The 26,482-nt window shown below is 36.4% G+C and carries 21 protein-coding genes; 3 read left to right on the top strand and 18 right to left on the bottom strand.

Annotation, left to right across the window (positions count from 1 at the left end; all coding sequences use genetic code 11):
* Positions 1-3: 3 nt before the first annotated feature.
* The 18 genes from LRP84_RS11115 to fdhF form a co-directional block, all read right to left on the bottom strand.
* The gene (locus LRP84_RS11115) at positions 4-564 is read right to left on the bottom strand and encodes a class I SAM-dependent methyltransferase (protein ID WP_230575131.1); all 561 of its coding nucleotides are present in this window, start codon (positions 562-564) and stop codon (positions 4-6) included.
* Between the two features lie 113 nt (positions 565-677).
* Positions 678-2,093, bottom strand: a complete 1,416-nt coding sequence (locus LRP84_RS11110) for an amino acid permease (RefSeq protein ID WP_230575130.1) — start codon at positions 2,091-2,093, stop codon at positions 678-680.
* Between the two features lie 88 nt (positions 2,094-2,181).
* A complete protein-coding gene (ald, locus tag LRP84_RS11105; protein ID WP_230575129.1) occupies positions 2,182-3,315 on the bottom strand; it encodes an alanine dehydrogenase in 1,134 nt (377 codons plus the stop codon).
* 878 nt (positions 3,316-4,193) lie between these two features.
* Positions 4,194-5,294, bottom strand: coding sequence for an ABC transporter ATP-binding protein (locus LRP84_RS11100; protein ID WP_230575128.1), 1,101 nt, complete (start codon positions 5,292-5,294; stop codon positions 4,194-4,196).
* 120 nt (positions 5,295-5,414) lie between these two features.
* On the bottom strand, positions 5,415-6,122 hold the full coding sequence (locus LRP84_RS11095) for an HAD family hydrolase (protein ID WP_230575127.1): 708 nt from the start codon (positions 6,120-6,122) through the stop codon (positions 5,415-5,417).
* Positions 6,115-7,533, bottom strand: a complete 1,419-nt coding sequence (locus LRP84_RS11090) for a CehA/McbA family metallohydrolase (protein WP_437438777.1) — start codon at positions 7,531-7,533, stop codon at positions 6,115-6,117. The genes LRP84_RS11095 and LRP84_RS11090 overlap by 8 nt, the downstream gene beginning before the upstream one ends.
* 115 nt (positions 7,534-7,648) lie before the next feature.
* Complete coding sequence (locus LRP84_RS11085) at positions 7,649-9,010, bottom strand: ABC transporter substrate-binding protein (RefSeq protein WP_230575125.1); 1,362 nt, start codon at positions 9,008-9,010, stop codon at positions 7,649-7,651.
* Positions 9,011-9,035: 25 nt separating this feature from the next.
* Positions 9,036-9,863, bottom strand: coding sequence for a carbohydrate ABC transporter permease (locus LRP84_RS11080; protein WP_230575124.1), 828 nt, complete (start codon positions 9,861-9,863; stop codon positions 9,036-9,038).
* Position 9,864: 1 nt separating this feature from the next.
* Entirely contained in the window at positions 9,865-10,731 is an 867-nt protein-coding gene (locus LRP84_RS11075) for a carbohydrate ABC transporter permease (RefSeq protein ID WP_230575123.1), read from the bottom strand.
* Positions 10,732-10,902: 171 nt separating this feature from the next.
* Positions 10,903-11,691, bottom strand: coding sequence for a DeoR/GlpR family DNA-binding transcription regulator (locus tag LRP84_RS11070; protein WP_230575122.1), 789 nt, complete (start codon positions 11,689-11,691; stop codon positions 10,903-10,905).
* Positions 11,692-12,116: 425 nt separating this feature from the next.
* Complete coding sequence (locus tag LRP84_RS11065; protein ID WP_230575121.1) at positions 12,117-12,707, bottom strand: NTP transferase domain-containing protein; 591 nt, start codon at positions 12,705-12,707, stop codon at positions 12,117-12,119.
* 1 nt (position 12,708) lies between these two features.
* The gene (locus LRP84_RS11060) at positions 12,709-13,665 is read right to left on the bottom strand and encodes an XdhC family protein (RefSeq protein ID WP_230575120.1); all 957 of its coding nucleotides are present in this window, start codon (positions 13,663-13,665) and stop codon (positions 12,709-12,711) included.
* Positions 13,665-14,132, bottom strand: a complete 468-nt coding sequence (locus LRP84_RS11055; protein ID WP_230575119.1) for a (2Fe-2S)-binding protein — start codon at positions 14,130-14,132, stop codon at positions 13,665-13,667. The genes LRP84_RS11060 and LRP84_RS11055 overlap by 1 nt, the downstream gene beginning before the upstream one ends.
* On the bottom strand, positions 14,129-14,971 hold the full coding sequence (locus tag LRP84_RS11050; RefSeq protein ID WP_230575118.1) for an FAD binding domain-containing protein: 843 nt from the start codon (positions 14,969-14,971) through the stop codon (positions 14,129-14,131). The genes LRP84_RS11055 and LRP84_RS11050 overlap by 4 nt, the downstream gene beginning before the upstream one ends.
* Positions 14,958-17,309 carry a xanthine dehydrogenase family protein molybdopterin-binding subunit gene (locus LRP84_RS11045; protein WP_230575117.1) on the bottom strand — a complete coding sequence of 784 codons (2,352 nt, stop codon included), beginning with the start codon at positions 17,307-17,309 and terminating at the stop codon, positions 14,958-14,960. Before LRP84_RS11045 ends, LRP84_RS11050 begins: the two co-directional genes overlap by 14 nt.
* A 259-nt stretch (positions 17,310-17,568) precedes the next feature.
* Positions 17,569-19,434, bottom strand: a complete 1,866-nt coding sequence (locus LRP84_RS11040; RefSeq protein WP_230575116.1) for a glycerophosphoryl diester phosphodiesterase membrane domain-containing protein — start codon at positions 19,432-19,434, stop codon at positions 17,569-17,571.
* Between the two features lie 179 nt (positions 19,435-19,613).
* Positions 19,614-20,099, bottom strand: a complete 486-nt coding sequence (locus tag LRP84_RS11035; protein WP_230575115.1) for a helical membrane plugin domain-containing protein — start codon at positions 20,097-20,099, stop codon at positions 19,614-19,616.
* Positions 20,100-20,110: 11 nt separating this feature from the next.
* Complete coding sequence (gene fdhF, locus LRP84_RS11030) at positions 20,111-23,053, bottom strand: formate dehydrogenase subunit alpha (protein WP_230575114.1); 2,943 nt, start codon at positions 23,051-23,053, stop codon at positions 20,111-20,113.
* Between the two features lie 288 nt (positions 23,054-23,341).
* Here fdhF and fdhD point away from each other — a divergent pair, with 288 nt between their 5' ends.
* From fdhD to LRP84_RS11015, 3 genes are all read left to right on the top strand, one after another.
* Complete coding sequence (gene fdhD / locus LRP84_RS11025) at positions 23,342-24,142, top strand: formate dehydrogenase accessory sulfurtransferase FdhD (protein ID WP_230575113.1); 801 nt, start codon at positions 23,342-23,344, stop codon at positions 24,140-24,142.
* 196 nt (positions 24,143-24,338) lie between these two features.
* Positions 24,339-24,845 (top strand): GNAT family N-acetyltransferase, encoded by a 507-nt coding sequence (locus LRP84_RS11020; protein ID WP_230575112.1) that lies wholly within the window; start codon positions 24,339-24,341, stop codon positions 24,843-24,845.
* An 855-nt stretch (positions 24,846-25,700) separates the two neighbouring features.
* Positions 25,701-26,372 carry a response regulator transcription factor gene (locus LRP84_RS11015; protein ID WP_230575111.1) on the top strand — a complete coding sequence of 224 codons (672 nt, stop codon included), beginning with the start codon at positions 25,701-25,703 and terminating at the stop codon, positions 26,370-26,372.
* Positions 26,373-26,482: the final 110 nt, after the last annotated feature.

Here is a 26,482-nt window from a genome sequence, read left to right as displayed (position 1 = left end):
CTTTTATTCAGACTTAACTGCATCTACAATTAATGAGACAAAACCAAGGTTCCCATCTTGGTTGCGATGATCAAAGCGTTTTGATCGGTAAATAAAGCCTTCTTTCCCATCCCAGTCACTATAATGAAACTCTCCATTTTCATCACAATACTCTAGTAGTTTCACCTCAAAACCAGCTTCTTCAAACATCGAAGTCATCGTTTTATAGTTATGAACAATTTTATGACTTGCAGCTGGATGATCTAACGGACCTGGTCCGCCGACTTGTACTCCTTCTTGATAATCTTCATCTGGAAAAAACCCATCTGGTACTGCACAACGAATATAACCACCTGGCTGTAAAAATTCATAACAAATTTTTGCCGCTTTCATTCCTTCTTCATATGTTAAATGCTCCCACACATGCTCTGCCAAGATTGCCGCTATCGAGTTTGGAGCAAATTTTTCCGTCCAATCTGCTCTTTTTAATAAATTCAGTTCATCTTCTTGTGTATGTAACCAGCCTGGGTTATTGTTATATCCTTCTGCTCCAACTACAACTTTTAATTCTTCTTTTACAGCCATTATTTCTCCCCCTTTTATATCTTTCAACATACAAATTTCTACAAGATTTTCCAATTCCCTTTTTGCACATAAAAAAGCCTTGCACGCTCCCCAACGCACAAGGCTTTCTCCCTTTAATTTGCTTGTTTTAAATGCTCTTGCGAACTTTCATCTTCTTTTAAATGGCTATGTTTCTTAGAATACACGAAGTATACAATAACCCCTAACGCAAGCCACGCACCAAAGTATAACCATGTTGTCAGCGGTAAGTTAACCATTAAGAATAAACAACATGCAATCGAAATGATTGGTAGTGCTGGTACAAGCGGCACCATAAAGCCACGTTGTAACTTTGGATGTGTTTTACGAAGGATCAGTACAGAAACACCTACCATCGCAAATGTTAATAATGCTCCAATATTCGCTAAGTTTGACAATTCTTTTAAATCGACAAATCCGGCAATTAAAGCACTTCCGATACCTGTTAACCATGTTGAAAATACCGGCGCTTCTGTTTTTTTGTTAATTTTTGCAAATGATTTCGGAAGTAAACCGTCACGGCTCATTGCAAAGAATACACGTGTTGTTGCATAAATGTAAGCAAAAATTACGGCCATGATACCAATTACTGCACCAATCGAAATAATACCCGCTACTTTATCCTGTCCAACAACTTCTAATACGTAAGACATCGCTTCTGGTACATTTAATTCTTTGTATGACACCATTCCTGTCATAACAAGACAAACTGCAATATAAATCACTGTACAAATAGCAAGTGATGTAATAATACCAATCGGTAAATCACGCTGTGGATTTTTTACTTCTTCAGCTGAAGTTGCTAACGCATCAAATCCTAAGAAAGCAAAGAATACTGCGGCTCCCCCAGCAAAAATCCCACTTATACCATACGGTGCAAACGGCACCCAGTTTGTTGGTTTTACATAGAACACACCAACCACAATAAACAATACAACAATACTAATTTTAATTAATACCATTGCATTATTTACACGTTTACTTTCTTTCGTACCACGAGATAGTAACCATGTTAATACTAACGTAATTACAACCGCTGGAAGGTTCACAATTCCACCCTGAGCTGGAATCGTTAATAATTGTTTCGGAATTTCTATTCCAATTCCACTCACTAAATTATTAAAGTAACCAGTCCAGCCACCAGCTACCGCTGCTGTTGTTAGAACATATACTGACAATAATGTCCATCCCATTAAATGAGCAACAAATTCCCCAATTGTTGCATATGCGTACGTATATACACTCCCGGATACAGGTAATGCTGTAGCAACCTCTGCATAACATAATGCTGCAAAGCCGCAAACAATTGCTGCAATCATAAATGAGAAAATAACAGCTGGACCAGCATCTCTTGCTGCTACTATTCCAGTTAATACAAGAACGCCTGTACCGATAATCGCTCCAATTCCTAACATTGTTAAATCAAATGCCCCTAATGATTTTGTCAAAGTCTTACTTTGACTTTGATCTAACAATTTTGCCACAGATTTCTTTTTGAATAAGTTGGCCACGATTCTTGCCCCCTTCTAGTAAGAAGAGCTAAGAGGTACTTCTCTTAGCTCTTATCTTGATGTATGAAAATATTGTTCGATATTTAAATTAGCAAGATACTGCTTCTGCTTCTAATAATTCTTTTGCTGCTTTATATTCTACACCATGAGCTTCTGCAACCGCTTCGAATGTTACATAGCCTTCTAATGCGTTAATACCTTTTAATAATGCAGTGTTTTCTAGACAAGCTTTTTTGTAGCCTTTGTTTGCGATTTGTACTGCATATGGTACTGTAACGTTTGTTAATGCAAGTGTAGATGTACGTGGAACCGCACCAGGCATGTTTGCAACTGCATAGTGAACTACGCCGTGTTTTTCATAAGTTGGGTTGTCATGTGTTGTAATGCGGTCAGTTGTTTCAAAAATACCGCCTTGATCGATTGCGATATCAACAACAACAGAACCTGGCTCCATAGACTTGATCATTTCTTCTGTTACAAGTTTTGGTGCTTTTGCTCCTGGAATTAATACTGCACCGATTACAAGATCAGACTCTTTTACAGCTTGTGCAATATTGTAAGGATTAGACATTAAAGTTGCCACTTGGTTGCCGAAAATATCATCTAATTGACGAAGACGCTCTGCACTTAAGTCGATAATTGTAACTTCAGCACCTAGACCAACTGCAATTTTAGCTGCATTTGTACCAGCTTGTCCACCACCGATAATTGTTACTTTACCGCGTTTTACTCCTGGAACACCTGCAAGTAAAATACCTTTTCCGCCTTTGTTTTTCTCAAGGAATTGTGCACCAAGTTGTGCTGCCATACGACCTGCAACTTCACTCATAGGCGCTAGTAATGGTAAAGAACGGTTTTCTAATTGAACTGTTTCGTAAGCGATTGCTGCTACTTTATTTTCAATTAATGCTTTTGTTAATTCTGGTTCTGGAGCTAAGTGTAAGTAAGTGAATAAAACTAAACCTTCACGGAAATATTTGTATTCACTTGCAATTGGTTCTTTAACTTTCATTACCATTTCCATAGACCAAGCTTCTTCAGCTGTTTCTACGATTTTTGCTCCTGCTTCTACATATTGCTCATCAGTGAAACCTGATCCTAATCCTGCACCCTTTTCAATGAATACTTCGTGATTGTTACGGATTAAATGTACAACACCAGCTGGTGTCATAGCTACACGGTTTTCGTTGTTTTTAATTTCTGTTGGTACCCCAATACGCATAATAAAATGCCCCCTTATAATTAACAGAAAAAAGGAATTCTTTTTTCTTTTTATAATAATTAATAACTTATGAATTTATTCTAGCATAACTTTTCATTTATGAAAACGCTAACATATTCAAAACATAAAAGTTTTTATATTTCGAATAGTGTAAATATAAGAAATTATACTTTATTTAAGAGGTATGTATACTCTCGCTCTCTTTTCTGTAATTCCATTTTTATTATTCCCAGAAAATATTTTGAAGCATATAGATGTTGTGAAAATATTGAAAGGATAAGTTGGATTATATAGGTAAAAATTCATCAATGCTTCCTGTGAATTTTAGTTTAACATCTTTACAAAACTTTAGAATTTTATATATATTTCTTTATCAATATAATTTTTAAAGCTAAATCGAATACTATAGTCATTAAGTTTAGTTAGACAAAACTACTTATAAGACAGAGCATTATCCTTGTATTTTTTTACATCAATCCGTGTTTTTAAACGAACACCAAATATAACTAAGTTAAATCATACATAAGTTTCTATACGATTTCGAATAATTTTTTCTTACACCAATTCATCTGCACCTTCAGAAATAATGTCATCTGCAACCAAATTCGGGTAACTGACTTGAGGATAGATAACAAACAATAGATTTACGGTCCCCAAAGTGTCTTTCTTTTTACCCTAAAGAAAAATAGGAAATTCGCAAAGAATACTATTTTGTCCCGCTATTCGCGGGCAGTAAGACCCCCACTGATGGAAGTTTCACTTTATTAAAAATTAAAGAAATGAATCAACAACAAAGGCCTATCCCTGTTTGGGATAAGCCTGATAGAATTTATTAATATGATACTGTCGAATTGTTGATGACTTGTTTATTGGATAATCTATAAAACAATTCGTTTTTCAGTTTCAGAATCAAAATAATGAACTTTGTCCATATTCAAAGCTAGATCCATCTCAGATTGACTATGCACATCAACTGAGGAGTTAACACGCGCTACAAAGGATTGACCATTGATATTAGAATAAAGATATGTTTCTGATCCCATTAATTCTGATACATCAATAGTTACCGTTATCTTTGTATTATGAGGTAAATCTACAAGTGTTTTTCCGTAATAAAAATCTTCTGGACGTATACCTATGATAATTTCTTTATTAACATACCCTTTGTTTCGTAAACTTTTCATCTTCTCTTCTGGAACTTCAATTTTCCATTTATCAATCATAACAGCATTTTCTGTTAATGTTCCTTTGAAAAAGTTCATTCCAGGAGAGCCGATAAAGCCTCCGACAAATACATTCTCTGGTCTTTCATAAACTTCTTTAGGAGTACCGACTTGTTGGATGATACCGTCCTTTAGCACCACTAAGCGTGTTGCCATTGTCATCGCTTCTATTTGATCATGTGTAACGTACACAGTTGTTGTTTGCAGCTGTTGGTGTAACTTTGTAATCTCGGCACGCATTTGAACGCGCAGCTTCGCATCTAAGTTTGATAATGGCTCGTCCATTAAGAAAACTTTTGCATTCCGAACAATCGCTCGACCTAATGCAACACGCTGACGTTGTCCACCTGAAAGTGCTTTTGGCTTTCGGTCTAAATATTGCTCAAGTCCAAGGATTTGTGCTGCATGTTTTACACGTTGGTCAATTTCCGTTTTACTATATTTTCGCAGCTTTAAGCCGAACGCCATGTTATCATAAACTGTCATATGTGGATAAAGAGCGTAGTTTTGAAAAACCATTGCGATATCTCGATCTTTCGGTGTAACATCATTTACACGCTCTCCATCAATATAAAAATCTCCCTCTGAAATCTCCTCAAGTCCTGCAATCATACGTAATGTCGTCGATTTCCCACATCCTGAAGGTCCAACCAAAACGATAAATTCCCCATCATTCACTTCTAGATTAAAATCTTTTACGATTGTCACATCATGATCATATTTCTTATAAATATTTTTGAATGATAGCTGAGCCATAATTGCCTCCTAGAATTTTAACTATTTTTAAAGATACTGTTATCGCCAATATTAATCACACAGTTGTTTTATCCCGCTATTCGCGGGCAGTAAGATCCCCCCACTGATGGAAGTTTCACTTTATAAAATTTTTGAAATATCCTTCATACTGTCTAAAATATAATCCGCTTCGCCTTCCAAGTCTTCCTTACTGCTCGCACCCGATAAGACGCCCACTACTTTAATATTGCTATTTCTTGCAAATTTAATGTCTGTTAATGTATCGCCTACCATTAAAACATTTTCTTCACTTAGTGAAAATTTCTCTTTGAACATATAATAAAAATCACTTTCAGGTTTTGTTTTATTGACACCATCATCTGCACCTAAAAAATCCACATAATCATATAATCCTGTCATTTTAAGTGAGTGAACAGCTGCATCAATGTCGTCTGCTGTAACAACCCCTATTACATATTCATGATCTTTTAAATATTTTAATGTTTCCTTTGCACCCTTCACTTCTGTAAATACGAGATCATCTGCTGTAGAGTGTTTTTTGAATAATGCACATACTTCATGAATAAAGCTCTCTTTATCCACATTTTGATTTTCTAATAACGAAAACCATGCAGCCGCAATAAAGTAATTTGTTTGACAAGCTAGTAAACTCGTACTCTCAAAATCGTTATCACTCATACCAATAATCTTTAGGTATTCATTTCGTTTACTTTTTTCATTTGGATACATTTGAAATATATCATCTAGCACACGATGAACAACTTTGTACCAGACAGAATCTAGCTGTATAAGTGTTCCATCTTTATCAAAAATAATTCCTTTATTCACCCTCTGGTCCTCCTAAAACTTCATGCCATGTTTTAATATTCTTGCGCTTAACGTTATTATGAATAGGATTTATAAACGCTACTAATTCATCATCTTCCCAACCTTCAACTCTAGCATATGTTCCTTCATTTAAAGAAAAGTCAAAAGTTACTTGGTTACCAAATTCTTTTTCAATCATTTGGCCATTCACAATCAATCTCCACTCGCACGGTTTATCTGTATGAATGTTGTAGCGAATATTTCCTTGAGCCTCATCGCCGACATAAATGTTTTTACCTTCATTTTGAATAGCTATCTCTAATTTTCTAAATCGAGAAAAATAAATTCTGCCTCTTTGGATAGCATCCTTTAAGTTTTTAATAGATAAGCCATTACATAATACATACGTTCCTGGGTCGCCATAAATCGATGGGTCCTTAGATCCTGGGAATGTTTTAGATGGATGTAAATGAGAATCACTTCCGCCTATCCCCCAGATTTTAAGACCATTTAACCACATTTGATCGAAGAACTTTAAAGCTTCTAAAGTAGATGGTTTGCTTTTGCTATAAGTTGGATCACACATGATTTCCATTGTATGAACATTTTCTAAATCAATATTAATTTGGTTCGTCCAAGGTTTCATAAATGCGTGATTCACACTAATTAAATAGTCTTTTTCTTTCATGAGAGAAAATAGTTCATCCATGCTTTTAGCGTTAAGCGATTCATCTAAATACTCTGTGAAGTTAACGTATTCTTTCATCCCGAACACATTGTAATGACCGTAAGGAGTTGTAAGTTCCATCGATGGTATTATCAATGTGCTTCCTTTTTGATAAGACGGCATAACAATATTGTGTTCCGTCGCATATAAAAAATCTAACTCTTGTTTTTCACATACGCTCATTGCCAGCTCGTCATCCATCTCGCCATCTGTTAAATCTGTGTGGACATGAAAATCTCCTTTGTACCAACGATGCTCTTCATTCATTACCTTTTCAAAATTGTATTCATCAATAAAGACATTTTCCTTGCAAAAATGCTCTCGATTATATTCTCGTTCTAACTCGTCATTCACTAATATATTTACCTTATAGTCCATTTTTCTTCCGGTAAACTTTAGTGCTTTATCTGCACAATGAGGGGTATATACTACTTCTAATTCCCAATTACCAGACGGTATTTCCCCTCCAACGCAACCAGCTGAACAAAACTTTGGATCTTTTGCAACAACCAATTTTTCGTCAACAATTGGCGTTTGATACTGTATACGTACATACCCATTAGGGTCTCTCAAGATTAGTAAAAGCGGAATTTTTCGGCCGATCCCTTGATCGATAGTTAATGTAAAGTTGACAATATCGGTTGAATCCATTAGAAAACAATGTTTATTTTTTACGAATGGAGAAAGAGTCATGGCACCTTTCATTTCAATCATAATTTCCACACCTTTTTTCTATTTTTACTTAACAAAATATAGAGGAGAGGTACCTCTTTGGTTCAAAAGCACCTCTCGTTCCTTTACAAAGTAATACATGAAAACTTTATTTCTGTTTTTTCAGAGCTTTATCTAATTCTTCCTGTGCAACTTTAGCCGCTTCATCTAATGCTTGTTTTGCAGGGATTCCTTCAATTTCTACTTTATCCTTAGCTACATTTAATGCGTCATTGATTTTACCACCTGTTGGATCCACAAATGGCGCAACTCCATATTTATTAGCTTGCTCTAATGGAACTAATGCTTGTGGTTGCTTTTTAACAAATTCAGCATAAGGAGCATAATCTGTTACATGGTTACGAACAGGGATATAGCCTGTTGCCATTGACCATTCAGCCGTTTTCTCAGTGCTTGTAGCAAATTTCATAAAGTCATATGCACCTTTTGCTACTTCTGGATCAATATTTCTCGTTAATGTGAATAAATAACTTTCTAATTTTGGCGCTGGTTTATTATTACCCCAAGCTGGTTGTGGTAATGCTCCAAATGTGTCAAGGCGTTCTTGCTCAGTCATTCCTTTACCTAACGATTTAAAAACAAATCCTTGGTCACCAGATGAGCCTGTATATCCTAACGTTCTACCTTCAACTAAATCAATGATTGTTTTATCCCAATATTCCCATCCAGTTCCACCTGAATGAATATTCATAATTTTATCTTCATGAAGCCATGTACGGAATTTTTCCCATACTGTAACCCAAGTGTCATCGTTGATTAATACTTTTGTTCCATCTTCACTTAAAACATTTCCGCCAGCACTGCGAACCGCGTCAATTAAGTTTGACGTACCCCACATTGGCATCCAACCTGCGTATGTGACATTTCCACTTGCGTCACGTTTTGCTACTTTTTTAGCTACTTTTTCTACACCTTCCCACGTCTTTAAATCGTCAGGTGTAAAGCCATTTTCCGCTAACACTTTTTTATTGTAATAAAAAATTTGAGTTGTACCGTAAAAAGGAACTCCATATAATTTCCCATCAATTGTTGCTTGATTCATAAAACCTTTTCCATAATCTTCTTTGTTAAATTGCTTATCATCTTTAACATATTGATCTAAAGGTACAATTAACTTTTTCTTAGCATATTCTTGAACGACGTCTGAACCTAACAATGCAATTGCCTCTTGGTTATTCGCTGCAAATCCACTTTGAAGCTTTTGATAAGACTCATCGTAGTTACCTGCTTTTGTTGTTTTCACTACATATTTGTCTTGACTTTTATTGTATTCCTCGACAATCTTATCTACTTGGTCTGCAAGTGAACCACCTACGCCGTTTATAAACGGAACAACAATCTTATCCCCTTCTTTACTTACTTTGACAGTATTTCCTTTTCCCCCTGAACAGCCTGCAAGCGCACCGACAAATACTGACAAAATCGTTAAAAGCATTAATAATTTTCTCATCCCGAATGTCTCCTTTAATGTTTAGTTAGCCTTTTATTCCTGAATCAGTAACACCTGAGAGGAACCATTTTTGTAAAACTAAAAATACGATTAAGAGTGGCACTGTAGCGATTGTACTTGCAACCATAATGTGCGACCAATCTCGGCCTAAGGAACTATTAATGAAATAATCAGCAATTCCGTTAGTAATTAATTTTTTGTTGCCATCATTCAATATAAGAGCTGGCCAAATATAATTGTTATAATTTCCAATAAATGTAACCAAACCTAGTGTTACAAATGATGATTTCGTCATTGGAAAAATAATCTTCCAAAGAATACGCCAATCACTTGCTCCATCAATTTTGGCTGCTTCTACTGTTTCAAAACCAATCTTATGGAATGATTGTTTTAAATAGAAAATACCGAATACACTAACAGCCATAGTAATAATGTATCCAAAGTGAGAATTAAGTAAGCCCGTTTTTCCTAACATCACATATACTGGAACATACGATACAGCTCCAGGAATCATATACGTTGCCATGACAACACTAAATGTCAAGTTCTTCCCTTTGAACTTATAAAATGCCAACATATAAGCAAAGAGTGCAGACGAAACGAGTACATATATAGTAATAAGGAAAGAAGTATAAAAACTATTAAATATATACGTGTTAAATGGAAGAATGTCTAATACTTGACGATAATTCTCCCAGTGAAATTCCTTAGGCCAAAAACCTCCTTGTAATACTTCACTGGATGTTTTAAACGAACCAAGTACCATCCATATGAATGGAAAAACAAACAAGATACTTGATAAAGTCAAAAAGATATGCTTAAAAATTAATGGTGTCTTTTTCTTATCATTCATCTTAATAATTCACCCACTTGTCACCTATTATCTTGTTAATAACGGATAGTAGAATTGTAATGATTAATATAATAAATGCGATTGCCGTTGCAGACCCCATATCGAACTGTTCAAACGCTTGTTGGAAGAATAAATAAAGTAACGTTCGTGTCGAACCACTCGGTCCACCTTGTGTTAAAATTTTAATTTGATCATAAGCCTGCACCGAAGTAATGATATTGACAACAACTAAGAAGAAAGTTGTTGGTGAAACCATCGGTAGTGTTACATATCGGAATTTCTGCCAAGAATTTGCTCCATCAATACTAGCAGCTTCATACAAGCTATCTGGTACTTTCTCTAGTGCACCGATATAGAAAAGCATCGTCCATCCAACTAGTTTCCATACCGTTACAATAATGACCGCTAGCATCGCTGTATCACTACTCTTCAGCCAGTCCAAACCCGGTATCCCGAAAAATTCTAGCGCCTTATTGATAGCTCCATATTGAGGTTCATATAGAAGTGACCATACAATGGATACAGCTACCGTTGGTGTTACCCAAGGCGAAAAAATCATTAATTGATAAATTGCAGAGCCTCTGAACTTCTTTCGGAAGAACAATGCGAAACCTAAACCTAATACAATCGTTGGAACGACTGTCCCAATTCCAAAATAAAGAGTATTTAACAATGCCTGTATAAAAGAATCCTGTGTAAACAAATTAATATAGTTATCTAAACCAACAAAATTAAAGTCACTAGTCATGAAATCCCAGTCTGTAAAACTAATACCTAAACTAAATAAATTCGGAATGATCCAAAACAATATTAGAGGTATTCCAACCGGTAATAAAAAGAACACAGCTTTTGATAATTTTATTTGCATTCTTGCACCTCCTAATTCATATTGTACGGGCACATTATTAATACAATGTTGTTATTTTGTTAACGAATTGTAAAATCAACATAATAACAAAACAAAACAATACATTTACAAAAAAACATAACAAAAAAGACTATTTCTCATTAAGAAATAGTCTACTTTAAGATGTTCTTTCTATACCATTATTACTTCAATACCTTTACTTAATAGCGCATTTTGCCATCTTTCATCGAGTTTAGCATTTGTATACAGCGCATCGATATCCTCAAAATTTCCGCTTTTATAAAACTTTGTTAAATTAAACTTTGACTCATCTATCATCATCACAACTTGTTTTGCATTTCTCTTTAATTGCTGAAAAATCTGCGCATCCTCAATATACGAACACGTCAGTTCCTGTTCCAAAGAAATTCCATCACATGAAGCAAATAATTTATTAACAGTAAATTGATTAAGATAGTTTAACGTCATTTCTCCAGACAATGCTAATGAATTTGAGTTTAATATTCCACCAAAGACTATTAATTTACAATCAAATGAATCGTACTGTTCTTTAAGCTCAATAATTTTATTGACAGCTGGTATCGAGTTTGTTAGGATTGTCAAATTCTTTTTATCATGTATGAAATCCAAAATTTGCATCGTAGTCGTTCCAATTTCAATTGCAATAATATCATTGTCTTCTACCAATTTACTTGCTTCCATAGCAATTTTTCGTTTTTCTTCAATATTCTCAGATCGACGTTTGTCAAAATAAAATTCAATGGTATGATCTTTTTTCTTAACTGCACCACCATGTATTTTTGTAAGTTTACCTTCCTTATGCATCATATCTAAATCTCTTCGAATTGTTTCTGTGGTAACATTTAACACTTTGGCTAAATCATTTACCATCACTCGATTGTATTTTTCTAACTCACCAAGTATGTATTTTCTTCGCTCAAATTGTGTATAAGATTTCATCCGATTAACACCTCTTTGTATTACACAAAATATACATATTTTTAAAAATGCTTATAAAGACTAGAATGATACCTTTAGAATGACACTATCTATTAAGTACAGTAGCGTTGTATGAATATACTGTCTATTTATCCCGCATTAACAGTAAGACTCACACGGACAAGGATAACACAAATGCTACAATAATTGAACTACTAGAAGTACGAGATGAAAAACCTTTTTCTAGATTCTTCTCGATTATGAATGTCGATAGAGATGTTTAAGAAGCTAACAGCATATCAGTTTCTTCAATATATAATAACTATCTTCGAAAAATATTTATCCCGCATTAACGGACAGTAAGACCCCCACCTCAAGATTAAGAGAAAAGCGAAGAAGATAGGTGGGGGATAAAAAAAAAAACCCCTGATGGAAGTTTCACTTTATCACTTTATTATTTTCGTATAATCACTCCAACTATTCACATCATAAAAAAAGGACGCTTCTTCATATGATATCGTTATGCCCTTTACAAATGACTCTTGAAAAATAGTGCGAGCTCCTTGATCACCTTTTAATGTTTGCAAATAAGGAAATACTTTCTTTGCAAACAAAACAGGCGGTCTTGCAATTCCACGATACCTTGCTGCTACATAATAGACCGTTTCATTTTGTTTATAACAATCTATTAATTCATTAATTAACTCTTTTTTAATAAAGGGTTGATCAGCAAGTAAGACAACAATCCCATCCGCTTTCATATGCATTGCCTTCTTAACACCGCAGCGAAGTGAATGTGATTGTCCTTGACTAGAATGAGAACAAGAAAAAATGTGCACGTTCTCATATCGTAATGATTGTGAAACCCAATTCACGTCATTTGTGACAATAATAATGTCGGAGAGATTTGAGGACAAAGCGGTTTTGAGGGCTGCATTACCTAATGGTTCATTATGTAAAGGAAGAGAAAGTTTATGTATTCCCGGTCCCATTCGTCTACTATTTCCAGCCGCCAAGTATACACCAATGATTTTCATATCACTTCCCCCGCAACTGCCCGATGATTTCAGCCATGATACTAATGGAAATTTCACTTGGACCTTGTGCACCAATTGAAATTCCAACAGGAAAATGGAGTTGATGAGAGATTGGTTTACCTTCTAATAAGCGCTCTGTACGATGACGTGGTCCTAAAATACCTATATAACGAACGTTTTGTTCTAACAAGAGAGACAATAATTGTCGATCTTTTTCAAAGTGATGCGTCATAATTACAAGAAAATCACTTGGATGTAATGAAAGTTTTTGTATCATTTCTACTGGAAAACCAACTACACATGCATCAGCATTTGGAAAGTGATCGGTATTACATAAGGCCTCCCGCCAATCGCAAACTGTTACAAAGAAGCTCGTTTCTTTCGCAAAACGAACGAGTGGCTTTGCATCTTCTCCTGCTCCAAAAACAAAAAGGCGGGGCTTTGGTATAAAATGTTGGCTATAATATTCATCTTGTAAACCATTTTGCAAGCAAGTCGTCGATGGGATAGATCCTTCCCAATTACCAAGCGTATCGCCACTATTATATATAAATGCAGTTTGCTCTAAAGGAAGATTTTTCACCATCCAAGCGGAGGAGCCATTTGCAAGATGAATATACAGCTCTTGTAAAATCGCTTTATAGGTATCATCTATATGTTCCACTAATACATGAATGACACCATTACATCCTACTCCCCAAGACAAATCATCTTCTGCTTTCGTATTAAATGTATGAATAGCCCAAGTGTTATGCTCCATAACATCTGCAGCATAGTAGAAAAGCTCTTCTTCAATGCAGCCTGCACTTAGCATTCCTACTTTTGTACCATCCTCTCGGAAAAGCATCATCGTTCCTTCTTTTCTATATGCCGATCCTTCAACATGAATAATCGTCGCTAACGCACAGCGTTTTTCACAACATAACAACGCTTCTAATACATCATATGTAGAAGCCATTATGAATCTCCTCGCTGCTTGTGTAAGACAGACTTTACAGCTTCCTCAATTTCTTGATAACTCGTGCATCGGCAAATATTAGAACTTAACCATTCTTCAATGGTTCGGTCATCTGCATCAGGCCTTTGTGTAACAAGTCCGTGGCAATTCATAATAAATCCCGGTGTACAGTACCCGCATTGGAACGCCCATTTCTCTTCAAAGGCTTGTTGTATGGGTGCCCCTTGTAATCCCTCAATCGTTGTAATTTGCTTTCCAACTGCTTCAACAGCTAACATAATACAAGACTTGATTGGTACCCCCTCAACAAGAACTGTACAAGCACCACAATCACCATTTTCACAGCCAGGCTTCGCTCCTGTTAAATCAAGTTCGTGACGTAATATATGTAATAGCGTATCAGCCATTCTAGCAACTACTTCTCGTCTTTCGCCATTTACATGAAGAATAATTTGCACATTTCTCATGATTCTCCCGCCCCTTCAAGCTTTATCAGCATATCGTGAAGTACATATTGAAATACAAATGTCCGATAAGCACGCGAGCCTCTTATATCATCTAACACAGGATCAGGAATATGAGTTAGGGCACGTTCAATCCTTTTCTCTAATGGAATATGTTTATTATTTAAAGCCGCTTCTATCATAAGTGAACGAAACGGAAAAGCACATAAACCGCTGCACGCCATCCGAATTTCGTCGCCATATTTCATCGCTGCAACTGTCACAAGTGGATAATCAATTTTTTCTAGTTGGCGTTTTTTCACACTATAATACGGTGCTGTCACATACCGCTGCTCTGTAATGATTTGTACAAGAAACTCACCCTTTTGTAATTGTAGTGTTTTTATAAAAGCTTGATGAGCAGGTACATATTTAAGACCCTCTGTTCCTGCAATTACAAATGTACTATCAGCTAATAAAAACGGCAGCACAGCCTCCCTATATCTAATCCTTCCCGCAACATTTCCGCCAATTGTAATTTTATTTCTTGCTGTACGATCTGCAGCTCGGCCAGCAGTTTCACCAAGGAGCGGAAATACTTTCGCTTCTTGAACATTCGTTATCGTTAATGTTGCACCAAGTAAAAGTTTGTCGTCCTTCCATTCACAAACATTACATTCTGGAATATCTTTTATATCAATAACAGCTTTTGTTCTAATTCGCTGCAAACGCCCCATCGTAATAATTTCTGTACCGCCTCCATAATAGAGCGGTGTTTTCCCCTCTTTATCTAGCTGATGAAATAGCTGAATTGCTTCTTGAATAGAATTCGGACGATAATACTCAAAATCAAATGGTATCATACGACCCCTTCTCCTTTTCTTTCTTTTCTTTCCAAATTAATTCCGGGGTAAGCGGTAAATTTCGCAGTGAAATATCGGCCGCAATTGATAGACTATTCGCTAAAGCTGCCGGCATTCCAATAATTCCATGTTCCCCAAGTCCTCTAGAACCAAATGCAGCTTGCTCATGCGGTACTTCTACAAAATCCACTACATATTTTGGCTGTTGTCCGTAATGGATTACTTTATAAGAACGAAACTGGTAATTCAAATTCCTTTCTTTTGCATCATAGTGAAATGTTTCTCGCGTCGCAAAACTTAACCCCATACTCATGGCTCCCATAATTTGCGTCTCTGCTCCCTTTTTATTTAAAACTGTTCCTGCATCCGCAACTGTTACAGCATTCAACAATCGATATGTATAGTCTTTAGGGTTAAACTCCACTTCTACCGCTTGCGCTCCTACTCCCCATTCAGGTCCTTGCCTGCCTTTCCCTGTCTCATGATCAATTTCTGTAATTCCCTCAAGTACGTAACTCCCTTTCCCTACCACTTCTGTTCCTTTTACATTTCCATTTGAATCTACATACCCAAACACAATTTTCGAAAAAGGTACATACATATCCGGATTCGTTTTCACATAGACTTCTTTTCCTGCAATCTCTAATTCTTCCTCAGGGTACCCAAGTAAACTTGAAGTCGTTTGTCGCAACTGTCTCATTGCGTCTTCTGCAGCCATTACAACCGCATTTCCAACAAGGAGTGTCGTTCGACTCGCTGCTGTTTTCCAATGTTTTGGAGAAACTTGTGTATTGACCTCCATCATGACATGTACATCATCAGTATTCATATTCATTTTCTCTGCAACCATTTGTGTTAGCACTGTTTTTGTTTCTTGCCCAATTTCAACAGCACCGCAATTGATATTTACACTCCCATCACCGTTAAAGGTTAACACAGCACCTGCTCCGGCATTACTTGGTGTAGTCGAATTTTTCCATAAGCAGCTAATCCCTTTTGCACGTACCATGCCATTAGATAGAGTAACTTTATTTCCCTCTTCCCAATTTATAAGCGATTTTAATTTTTGTAGGCACGCTGTCACATCTCCCGTATTACTTGGCGTTACAGGCACTTGTGTCGGTGTTGTATCTCCTGGTCTAATGGCATTTTTCAGACGAAACATTAGCGGACACATTCCTAATTTCTGAGCAAGTATATCAATCGTTCGTTCCATTACAAACGTATATTCCGAATGTCCAAAACCTCTAAACGACGTTGCATATGTATGGTTTGTATACATACCAAGCGAATCACACCAAATGTTCTCGATAGCATATGGACCTGTGCAGTCCAGTCCAGCTGCCTTACTCATCGTTACTGCCCGATCAGCATAAGCACCGCCGTCAAATAAATACAACATTTCTGCTGCTTGCAGCTTTCCATCTTTTGTGCATCCAAGCTTTACTTTTGCTTGTAAACCGATATGAACAGGAGATGTTATAAAATCTTCCTCTCTACTATTTCGAAGAGTAACTCGTCTTCCCCCTACTGCTTTTGAGGCAAGATAAGCTAAAAATTCAAGTTGTACCGCTGTTTTCCCGCCGTATGCTCCCCCGACTAACGGTACATATACAATGACTTTCCCTTCATCAATTTGAAATGATTTACTTAACTGCCTCTTTATTTCAAAAGGGGCTTGTGAGGTAGAATGGACAATAACGTCTCCATTAGGCTTAATTTCTACCCTAGCACACCGTGTTTCCATCGCTGCATGATCGGATTGCCGAAAAGAAAATGTTTCCTCGACAACAGCATCACTGCTAGCAAATCCTTTTTGAATATCACCCTTACGAATTTTTGTCCAATTTGCGATATTCGTATGCGGTTTCGGGTATACTTTTTCTTCTAATTTATACTGTTCCACATGTTCATGGACTAATATGTTTGATTCATTATAGGCTTGCAAAGGCGAACGAATAACCGGAAGCTCTTCATATATCACACGGATTCGTGTTGCTGCCTCTCTTGCAATCGCTTCATTATCCGCTACAACAAGCGCAACAGGTTCACCAAAATATCGTACTTTCTCGAAAGCTAACGGAGGACGATCAACGATGCTTGAACCGACAAGAATAGGATAATCCGCTCCCGTAATCACAGCATGTACGCCTTGTACTTTCTTCGCTTCACGAATATCTATACTCTTAATATAAGCATGCGCATATGTACTCGTAAGAAGTTTCGCATATAGCGTGCCAACCTCTATTTCATCATTAATATACTTCGCTCTTCCCGTTACCTTATCAGCACTTTCTTTTCGCTTAACACTTTTCCCAATGATACGATACCGTTCCATTCCCGGCCTCCTTTGTTGTACTCTTCTACCATCCTATTTATACTACTAACAATTTAGTACAGATCTCTCTATACAAAAAAATAGGCTACTAGTATTTAGCTAGCAGCCTATTTTTCCATAAAGTGAAACTTCCATCGGTGGGGATTTTCTTCATCCCCCACCGATGGTTAGTTGAACCAATCGGGCTTTTACGGGCAGTTATCTCCCACCTATCTTCTTCGCTTCTTTTTCAATCTTGAGGTGGGAGTCTTACTGCCCGTTAATGCGGGATAAATAGCTTTGAAAATAAGTCTTCCGTTGTTTCGGTAATTTTATCAAACATATCCGTTTCATTTTCTTCTTGCTCTTTGAGCAATTTAATCGTGCTTCTTGCATCTTCTGGATAGTCTGTAATGATTCCATCCACATTCAATTTATAATACTTCCTTAAGTTTTCCATATCATTTACAGTCCATACGTAAATCGGTTTATTTAATTTACGAGCTGATTGTACTAAGCGCTCATTTAACATGTATTCTTCTGCTACATAAAAATCTGCTGGAACATATTTCAAATTTGCTGCGCTTGCATATAGTACATATCCTACTTTTATATCTGGATTTTCACGTTTAAATTCTTTAATAAGCGGGTAATGCAATGTTTGAATCACACACTGCTTTTCAAATTCATTTCTCTCAATAGTTTTTAAAACTTTCTTTACAAAATCCTTTTCATTTTCATTTCCATGGAGCTTCACTTCTATATTAAGCTTAATTTTCCCTTTTGCGAGTTTAATAATCTCATCAAGCGTACTAATTTTCCCTGAGAATTCATCTTGACTTAAAGTAAGCTTTCGAAGTTCATCCATCGTTAAATCTGATACATGTACATTTGCATTCGCAAGACGTTTTAATTTTAAATCGTGTATAACGGCCAATTCTCCATCTTTCGTTTGCAATACATCAATTTCCGCATAATCTGCTTTAGCATCAATAGCTCCTTGTACTGCCTCTTTTGTGTTCTCTACTCCTTTCGATATATAACCACGGTGCGCCATAATAATAGGCTCTTTATACGAATTCGTAATAAACGTTACAATAAAAGCCACAATCATTCCAATTACGACAATCCCACAAATATATACACCAATAAATTTCAATCGATGCTTTTTAAAGAAGCATTTCTCTGCTTTTGTTTTAGAATAATCAAGACCCTCTTCTAATAAAACAGCTTCAACCGGAACCTTTTGTAAATATAACCTTGTCAACGCCATAATATAAAACGGGGTAACAATAAAGCTAAATAAATAAAATGTACTCGTTAAAAATACAGATAGAGTAGATTCTGCTAATAAAGCAAATGTCCCTTCTGGATTTGTGAATTCATATACCCCGAGCAGTAACAATAAATACATACCTGTAAAAAGTAAAAAGACAATGCCTATAGAAATAAAAAATCCCACTAAAAAGAACAGGACTTTAAAAAAGTTTTCTTTTACTAACATTGCACTTTGACGAGCAGCTACGCGAAACGGCTTTTCTTCTAAAACAATGATAGGTAACACAAAAATCCAACGAAGATTTAAATAGGCAACTACGGCGAAAAAGACATAATATCCAACTTGTCCCATTGTTGTTTTAAGCAATTCGCCTGTAATAAAATTAGGAATCTGAATTTCAGGAAGAAGTGCAGATTGATAACCGATGCTTAAAAGAGGTAATAAAACCACAACATACAAAATAAATCCTGGTAAGCAATATGTGAAGAAATAAGGTAAATACGTTACTGTTTTATATAAAATTGGACGCAGTCTCACCTTTTGTCGTTTATGTGCAAAATACGAAATAATAATAAGCACTGCAAATTCGATAAAAATGAGAAAAAGTGCTAGCATAGATAAAATTAAAATAGCCGCAATTCCATACGGTGTTTTTAAAAATGCAAGCAATTCATCATTTGTCGCATTTGCATATCCACCCCAGTATAATAGCTTATTAAAAATCATACCGAATAGTGGGATAAAGACAATTGCTGCTAGAAGTTTATACATGAGTTGAAACGATAGTACATTTCCAAAGGCGAATCTTACCGTCTGAAAGGAATGTTTCATGACCCCTGGTATAGATAGTTTTTTACGGTGTAGCATAAATCCCTCCATATTCTAAAACTATATTTAAAATCCATCTTTTTCATCATAATATATTCTACTTACGGTGAACACTCTTATAAAGTGAAACTTCCATCAGTGGGGTTTTTACTGCCCGCAAATAGCGGGATAAACATATAAAAGAGCGATAGATTCTAAATCCACCGCTCTTTTTCTTATTATTTCTTCTTTTCTAGCCCTTGACCAAATGCTTTCAAAAAATTAAATCCAAATGTAATTGCTCGATTTATATCTGGATCTCGTAATACTTTAAAGAAATCCATCACATTTGTTTTCCGCCCTTTTTTTAATTCATCTGTTGCATATTGTAAACCTGTAACTAAACTAGATGTTACTTGCTTGGTCATTTCTGGGTCTACTGAAGATAGCGCTTCTCCTGCACCCATCATATTATTTAATGCATTTTTCACTGGTTCACGGTTTAGTTGTTCAATTGCAATTTTCGAAACATCTTCTTTCGCTGCCAGCAAGCTCACTGCAGCATCTAGCAAACCAGCTTTTTGAAGCTGCGCTAACAAATGAATTGTTTCTTCAATTGCCTCTTGATTCTCTCCTACTTGTTGTAATAACTCTTCAGAGACGTGTTGTTTCTTTTGTTCCTCTGTTAAAACTGTTTTTTGAATCATCGTAATTTCTTTTGCCACAGTGCTCCCCCCTAGTTTTCATCCACAAGTGATACATATTGTTTTCGTTGCCATTTCTTCTCTACTTCTACACCATTTTGTGGATGACGTTTTTTATTTCGCGGGTTGGAAGCTGGAAGCGGACGATTTCCTTTTTCACGCAGCACACGCATTTTCACACGCGTTTGTTTATACGCTGGTGTACATGTATAAAGATCGGTCGCCGTTCCTGTTAAAATATTAATTGCTTCTTCATTTACTGTTGCATGCATCGGTAAATATAATTCGTTTCCAGTCACACGATCTGTGATAAGTGCTGGAACTTTTATTTTTCCAAACGGTGATGCAAGTTCTACGAGACTTCCATCTTTCACATTTCGCTGCGCCGCAAGTTCTGGTGAAATCTCAACAAACACCTCTGAAAGCTTAGATAAAATACCTGCTGATTTCTTTGTCATATTCCCTTCATGGAAATGTTCTAACATTCGGCCATTATTTAATAATAAATCATATTCTTCTGGCGCCTCGACTGGCGGTATCCATTCACCAAGTGATAGACGTGCCTTTTTATCTGGGAAATTAAATCCATCTACATATAATAATGGTGTATCACTGCCATCATGGCTACCCCAACACAAGCTATTCCATCCTTCTAAACGGTCATATGTTGCCTGTGAATATAATGGAGCAAGTGATGCGATTTCATCCATAATTTCGCTTGGATGTTCATAATTCCAATTTGCACCTAGCGTACGAGCTACCTTTTGAAGGATCCACCAATCTGGTTTCGAATCACCAAGCGGCGGCATTACTTCGTATAAACGTTGAATGCGGCGTTCTGTATTCGTAAATGTTCCTTCTTTTTCTAAACTCGGTGCTGCCGGTAAAATAACATCTGCAAAACGAGCTGTTTTTGTTAAGAACATATCTTGTACAATAAGAAAATCAAGATTCTCTAAAATGTGCTGCACATGATTGGCGTTAGAATCAACTAATGCCATTTCTTCTCCCATGACATACATGCCACGTAATTTTCCTGCTTCTGCAGCAATCAGCATCGCAATATTATTTAACCCTGGATCTTTCGGAATAGAAACGCCGTATGCTCTTTCAAATTTCGCGCGCAGTGCATCATCCGATACCGCTTGATAACCAGGCAACCAGTTTGGTAATGTTGCCATATCACAAGCACCTTGTACGTTATTATGTCCACGCAGTGGGTATGCTCCTGCACCAGGACGACGGTAGTTACCTGTTACAAGCAGCAAGTTTGAGATAGCAGCAGATGTTGTACTCCCACCTGTATTCTGCGTTACACCCATCCCCCAAAGTACACACGTTCCATCTGCATCACGAATCATTTTTGCCATTTCTTTCAATGTATCTTTGGAAATGCCTGTTATGCTTTCTGTATAATCAAGTGTATACTTTTCTAACATTGTTTCATATTCATCAAAATTCTTTACGTTTTCAGCCAAAAATGCTTTATCATGCCAATCTTGATCGATAATATATTTCGTTATACCTGCAAGCCAGACATAATCTGTACCTTGACGCGGATGAACAAATAAATCGGCACGCTCTGCCATTTCATGTTTACGTAAATCAGCCACGATTAATTTTTGATCATGTAGTTTATGTGCACGTTTCACACGCGTTGCAAGAACTGGATGACCTTCTGTTGGGTTTGCCCCAACAATAATAACAAGTCCAGCCTCTGCGATATCTTTAATTGTCCCTGCGTCACCGCCCATACCTACAGTTTTAAATAGACCGTCTGTTGCTGGTGATTGACAGTAACGGGAACAGTTATCTACGTTATTTGTTCCATATACTTGGCGCGCAAGCTTTTGCATTAAATAGTTCTCTTCATTTGTTACTTTAGACGAAGAAATAAAACCAAAAGCATCACTGCCGTATTGATTTTTAATATGACTCATATTTGCTGCAACAACTTCCATCGCTTCTTCCCAAGTTGCTTCAACAAACATGTCCCCTTGACGGATAAGCGGTTTTGTAATACGTTCTTCACTATTTACAAAATCCCAGCCAAACTTTCCTTTTACACACGTTGAAATCCCGTTTACTGGTGCATCTGATACAGGCTGTACTTTTAAAATTTGACGATCTTTCGTCCATACTTCAAATGAACATCCTACACCGCAAAACGTACAAACGGTTTTCGTTTTATTTATTTTCGTTTTACGCATTGCCGCCTCTACTTCCGAAACAGCTAAAATACTGCTATAACCTGGTTCTACATCTTTCACAAAATCAATCATTGGATTTAATACATCTTGTTGTAGCCCTGTCATAAAACCTGCTTCCCCAAGCATCGATTTTTCCATTAAGGCATTACATGGACAAACAGTTACACATTGACCACAACTTACACAAGAGGAATCATTGATTGATACGCCATTATCCCAAATCACACGTGGCCGATCTAAATTCCAATCAATTGATAATGTTTCGTTTACTTGTAAGTTTTGACATACTTCTACACATTGCCCGCATGCGATACATTGATTTGGATCATAACGATAAAACGGATGAGACATATCCACTTCTGAAGCGCTCACTTTTGGTTCATATGGATATTTCTGTTCTTCAATTCCCATCATATGCACTGTATTATGCACTTTACAATTCCCATTATTATTATCACAAACAGTACAATACAATAGATGATTCTCCAATAAGCGATCCATTGCTTCTGTTTGTGCTTCAACGGCCCGCTTTGATTTTCTTTCAATACGCATACCTTCTTCAAGGTTTGTTGAGCAAGCACGCATCAATTTCCCGTTCACTTCAACAATGCACGTATCACATGTCTGAATCGGATCTACTTCTGGTACGTGACAAATTTGCGGGTGTTCAAGTTCTCTTTCGTTTAATAACTGAAGTATCGTTTTCTTACCAGATGAAATATACTCTGTACCATCAACAGTTACACGAATTGTGTGTTCTGACATCTTTCCCCTCTCCTTACAACCAACCGTACAACACGTTTTAAATACATTTTGAATGCGTTTTCAAAACAATGTTGCTATACGCTCTTTTTCAAAACAGAAAACAGTTCTTAGAGTTAGATTCTTGATGTATAAAATAAGCTTAAAATTGATGTATATTACTACCATTCTATTATATCGTAGAACACAAATAATCACCAAGAAATGTAGCAAAAATACAAAACGAATGCTTTTCTTTTTCTGTTGTTTTATGATGAACATGGGAGAATAATCGATAAAGGGGAAAATCATATGGAGTCTGTTCAAAGTACATATACAATGATCCGTTACCAAGGTGGTACATTTCATCAAAAAGATGATGAAATTGTAACAGAATATCCACTTACAATTAAACTAAACGGTGAAGAATATGTAACGATTGTCTGTACACCCGATCATATTGAAGATATGGTTGTTGGCTTCTTAGTATCAGAAGGTATTATTCCTTCCTATAAACATATAGAACAATTATGGATTCAAAAGGAAAAAGGATTTGCACATGTAACAACATCACAAACAAATCCGCTATATCAAACTTGCTATAACAAACGGTATGTTACATCTTGCTGCGGGAAAAGCAGACAAGGCTTTGTATTTGTCAATGATGCTGCAAAAGCAAAAACGATGCACGATATTCATATTACCCTCAAGCCAGAAGATTGCTTTCGTTTAATGAAAGATCTACAGCAATCCTCTACTACTTTTAGAGAAACAGGCGGTGTACATAACACCGCATTATGTAGTGCAAAGCAAATTCTCATTTCACGAATGGACATTGGACGTCATAACGCTTTAGATAAAATTTACGGTCATTGCTTACGAAACAACATTCCGATAACCGGAAAAGTAATTGCCTTTAGCGGCCGCATTTCATCGGAAATTTTACTCAAGGTGGCAAAAATCGGCTGTGAAATTGTCCTCTCAAAATCAGCCCCAACAAAATTAGCTCTAGAACTCGCTCATGATTTAGGAATTACTGTTGTTGGCTTTATTCGCGGCGATTCTTGTAATATTTACACACATCCAGAACGAATTGAAGGGTTTATAAAGTGAAACTTCCTTTTGGAGCGCTCTTCTCCAAAAGGTTAGTTAAACCAATCGGGTTCTTACGGTGAGTAAATAAAGTAATCAAAAGGTTTCTCACATGAGAAACCTTTTTAGTTATAAAAACGTAACATATATAACTATTGAATAATTAATAAAGTTAATATATAATTTCATTACATAAAACCATTAGGAGGTTACTTGTATGAACATTCGTGTCTTAACAAAAGAAGATGCAAGTATATATTTACAGCTTGGCATAGAAGGGTTAACTCAAAACCCTGAAGCATTTAGTTCCTCTTATGAAGATGTTATGAAACAAGAAAATCCTGTTACTGCGATGGCAAAACGATTAGATAATCCTGAAAAATTTACAATAGGCGCTTTTAAAGACGATGAATTAATTGGCATGGCCACACTTGAAATTAAACCATTTATTAAACAAGAGCATAAAGCAAAAATTGGCTCTGTATATGTTTCTCCGAAGGCACGTGGTCTTGGTGCTGGAAGAGCATTAATTGAAACAATCATTGAAAATGCACCAAGGTTAGATATAGAACAAATCATGCTTGATGTTGTTGTCGGAAATGAACCGGCAAAGAAACTATACGAATCACTTGGTTTTCAAACATATGGCGTACAAGAACGTGGTTTAAAATATAACGGACAATATTGGGATGAAGAGCATATGGTTTTATTTTTAAATGCTTAGTCTTCTTTTACACATAAAGTGAAACTTCCATCAGTGGGGGTTTCCTCCCCCACCTATCTTCCTCGCTTCTCTCTGAATTTTGAGGTGGGGGTCTTACTGCCCGCGAATAGCGGGATAAAAGACCACTAAAAAAAGCCCCGCACACATGCGAGGCTTCTTATTTTTATCCCGCTCTAACAGGCGGGTGTTTAATACGAAATCATCTATAAGAGCCCAATTGGCTCAGTTCATTATCAGTAAGGAAACCCTTCATTGATAAAAATTTTGCTTTATAATAATCAAAAAAACTTCCTAGCATAAACAACGATAGTCATCATCATTAATGCAATGCACACTATAGCTGCATTGTGTTCCTACTTTTCAAGGAATTGTTCTTTTTATTCACTATTTAAATCCTCTTTATTAACAAAAAAAATGTGAGATAGAAATTTTCCTTATTCGATGCGAGGTGAATACGAAAAATGTTCTCTATCTCACTTACACAATAGAATGGAATTTGTCATTTTGAAAAACAAAATGACAAGACGTTATGTCGCAACATAGGGTATTTTTGTGCTGCTACATTCTCATTATAAAAGAAAGATTTGCAAAAGTAGTGCATTTTTTATGGCAATTGTCCTTTTCTTCATAATATGAACAGTGTTTTTTGTAAAAGTTCATGTAAAATATATAAGGGAAACTTCCTTCAGTGAGTGGTTTTTTATCCCACACTGATGGTTAGTTGAACCAATCGGGCGCATGCCAGCAGTGATCCCACCTATTTTCTTCACTTCTCTCTGAATATTAAGGTAGGGTCTTACTGCCCGCAAATAGCGGGATAAACATAAATACTGGAAACTCGAGGTGTACATCATTATGGCAAAACTATTATTAGTAGATGATGAAGAACGCATGCTGCGCTTATTAGATTTATTTTTAAGTCCGCGCGGACATTTTTGCATAAAGGCAACTTCAGGACAAGAAGCACTTGAACTCGTTCAACAAAAGGAGTTTGATCTTATCTTATTAGACGTGATGATGCCAAAAATGGACGGCTGGGAGACTTGCTTTCAAATTCGGCAAATAAGTAGCGTACCCATAATTATGCTAACAGCACGTAATCAAAATTATGACATGGTAAAAGGTCTCACCTTAGGCGCTGACGACTATATTACAAAACCGTTTGATGAACAAGTATTAATTGCTCGTATTGAAGCTGTATTGCGTCGTACGAAGAAAGAAGGATTCATAAGCTTTAACGGAATTGACTGGGATAAAACGAGACATACCGTGACTGTCTACGATGAAAAACTCTCTCTTACGCCAATTGAATTTTCATTACTTGGACTCTTTTTACAAAATATAAACCGTGCTTATAGCCGTGATGAACTTATCGAAAAAATATGGGGATTTCAAACAGATATTGAATATCGTACCGTTGATTCTCACATTCGTAATATACGCGAAAAGCTTCGAAAAGCAGGATTCCCTATCGAAGATTACCTGGAAACCGTTTATAAAATCGGCTACAAATGGAAAGGTAACTAATCGTAAAAATAAAGTGAAACTTCCATCAGTGGGGGGTTCTTCATCCCGCACTGATGGAAAGCTCTCACCAATTGGGCTTTTACGGGCAGTTATCCCCCACCTAGCTTCTT

It is taken from the genome of Bacillus rhizoplanae (assembly GCF_917563915.1).
Taxonomy (GTDB): Bacteria; Bacillota; Bacilli; order Bacillales; family Bacillaceae_G; genus Bacillus_A; species Bacillus_A rhizoplanae.
Note: the sequence above shows the minus strand (reverse complement) of the source record. Positions and strands in the feature narration are given on the sequence as shown.

Bases quoted from the DNA above. Each gene is read 5' to 3' on its own strand.
- LRP84_RS11115 (WP_230575131.1), bottom strand. From the start codon at position 564: ATGGCTGTAAAAGAAGAATTAAAAGTTGTAGTTGGAGCAGAAGGATAT.
- ald (WP_230575129.1), bottom strand. From the start codon at position 3,315: ATGCGTATTGGGGTACCAACAGAAATTAAAAACAACGAAAACCGTGTA.
- LRP84_RS11100 (WP_230575128.1), bottom strand. From the start codon at position 5,294: ATGGCTCAGCTATCATTCAAAAATATTTATAAGAAATATGATCATGAT.
- LRP84_RS11090 (WP_437438777.1), bottom strand. From the start codon at position 7,533: ATGAAAGGTGCCATGACTCTTTCTCCATTCGTAAAAAATAAACATTGT.
- LRP84_RS11085 (WP_230575125.1), bottom strand. From the start codon at position 9,010: ATGAGAAAATTATTAATGCTTTTAACGATTTTGTCAGTATTTGTCGGT.
- LRP84_RS11080 (WP_230575124.1), bottom strand. From the start codon at position 9,863: ATGAATGATAAGAAAAAGACACCATTAATTTTTAAGCATATCTTTTTG.
- LRP84_RS11075 (WP_230575123.1), bottom strand. From the start codon at position 10,731: ATGCAAATAAAATTATCAAAAGCTGTGTTCTTTTTATTACCGGTTGGA.
- LRP84_RS11070 (WP_230575122.1), bottom strand. From the start codon at position 11,691: ATGAAATCTTATACACAATTTGAGCGAAGAAAATACATACTTGGTGAG.
- LRP84_RS11065 (WP_230575121.1), bottom strand. From the start codon at position 12,707: ATGAAAATCATTGGTGTATACTTGGCGGCTGGAAATAGTAGACGAATG.
- LRP84_RS11060 (WP_230575120.1), bottom strand. From the start codon at position 13,665: ATGGCTTCTACATATGATGTATTAGAAGCGTTGTTATGTTGTGAAAAA.
- LRP84_RS11055 (WP_230575119.1), bottom strand. From the start codon at position 14,132: ATGAGAAATGTGCAAATTATTCTTCATGTAAATGGCGAAAGACGAGAA.
- LRP84_RS11050 (WP_230575118.1), bottom strand. From the start codon at position 14,971: ATGATACCATTTGATTTTGAGTATTATCGTCCGAATTCTATTCAAGAA.
- LRP84_RS11045 (WP_230575117.1), bottom strand. From the start codon at position 17,309: ATGGAACGGTATCGTATCATTGGGAAAAGTGTTAAGCGAAAAGAAAGT.
- LRP84_RS11040 (WP_230575116.1), bottom strand. From the start codon at position 19,434: ATGCTACACCGTAAAAAACTATCTATACCAGGGGTCATGAAACATTCC.
- fdhF (WP_230575114.1), bottom strand. From the start codon at position 23,053: ATGTCAGAACACACAATTCGTGTAACTGTTGATGGTACAGAGTATATT.
- fdhD (WP_230575113.1), top strand. From the start codon at position 23,342: ATGGAGTCTGTTCAAAGTACATATACAATGATCCGTTACCAAGGTGGT.
- LRP84_RS11020 (WP_230575112.1), top strand. From the start codon at position 24,339: ATGAACATTCGTGTCTTAACAAAAGAAGATGCAAGTATATATTTACAG.
- LRP84_RS11015 (WP_230575111.1), top strand. From the start codon at position 25,701: ATGGCAAAACTATTATTAGTAGATGATGAAGAACGCATGCTGCGCTTA.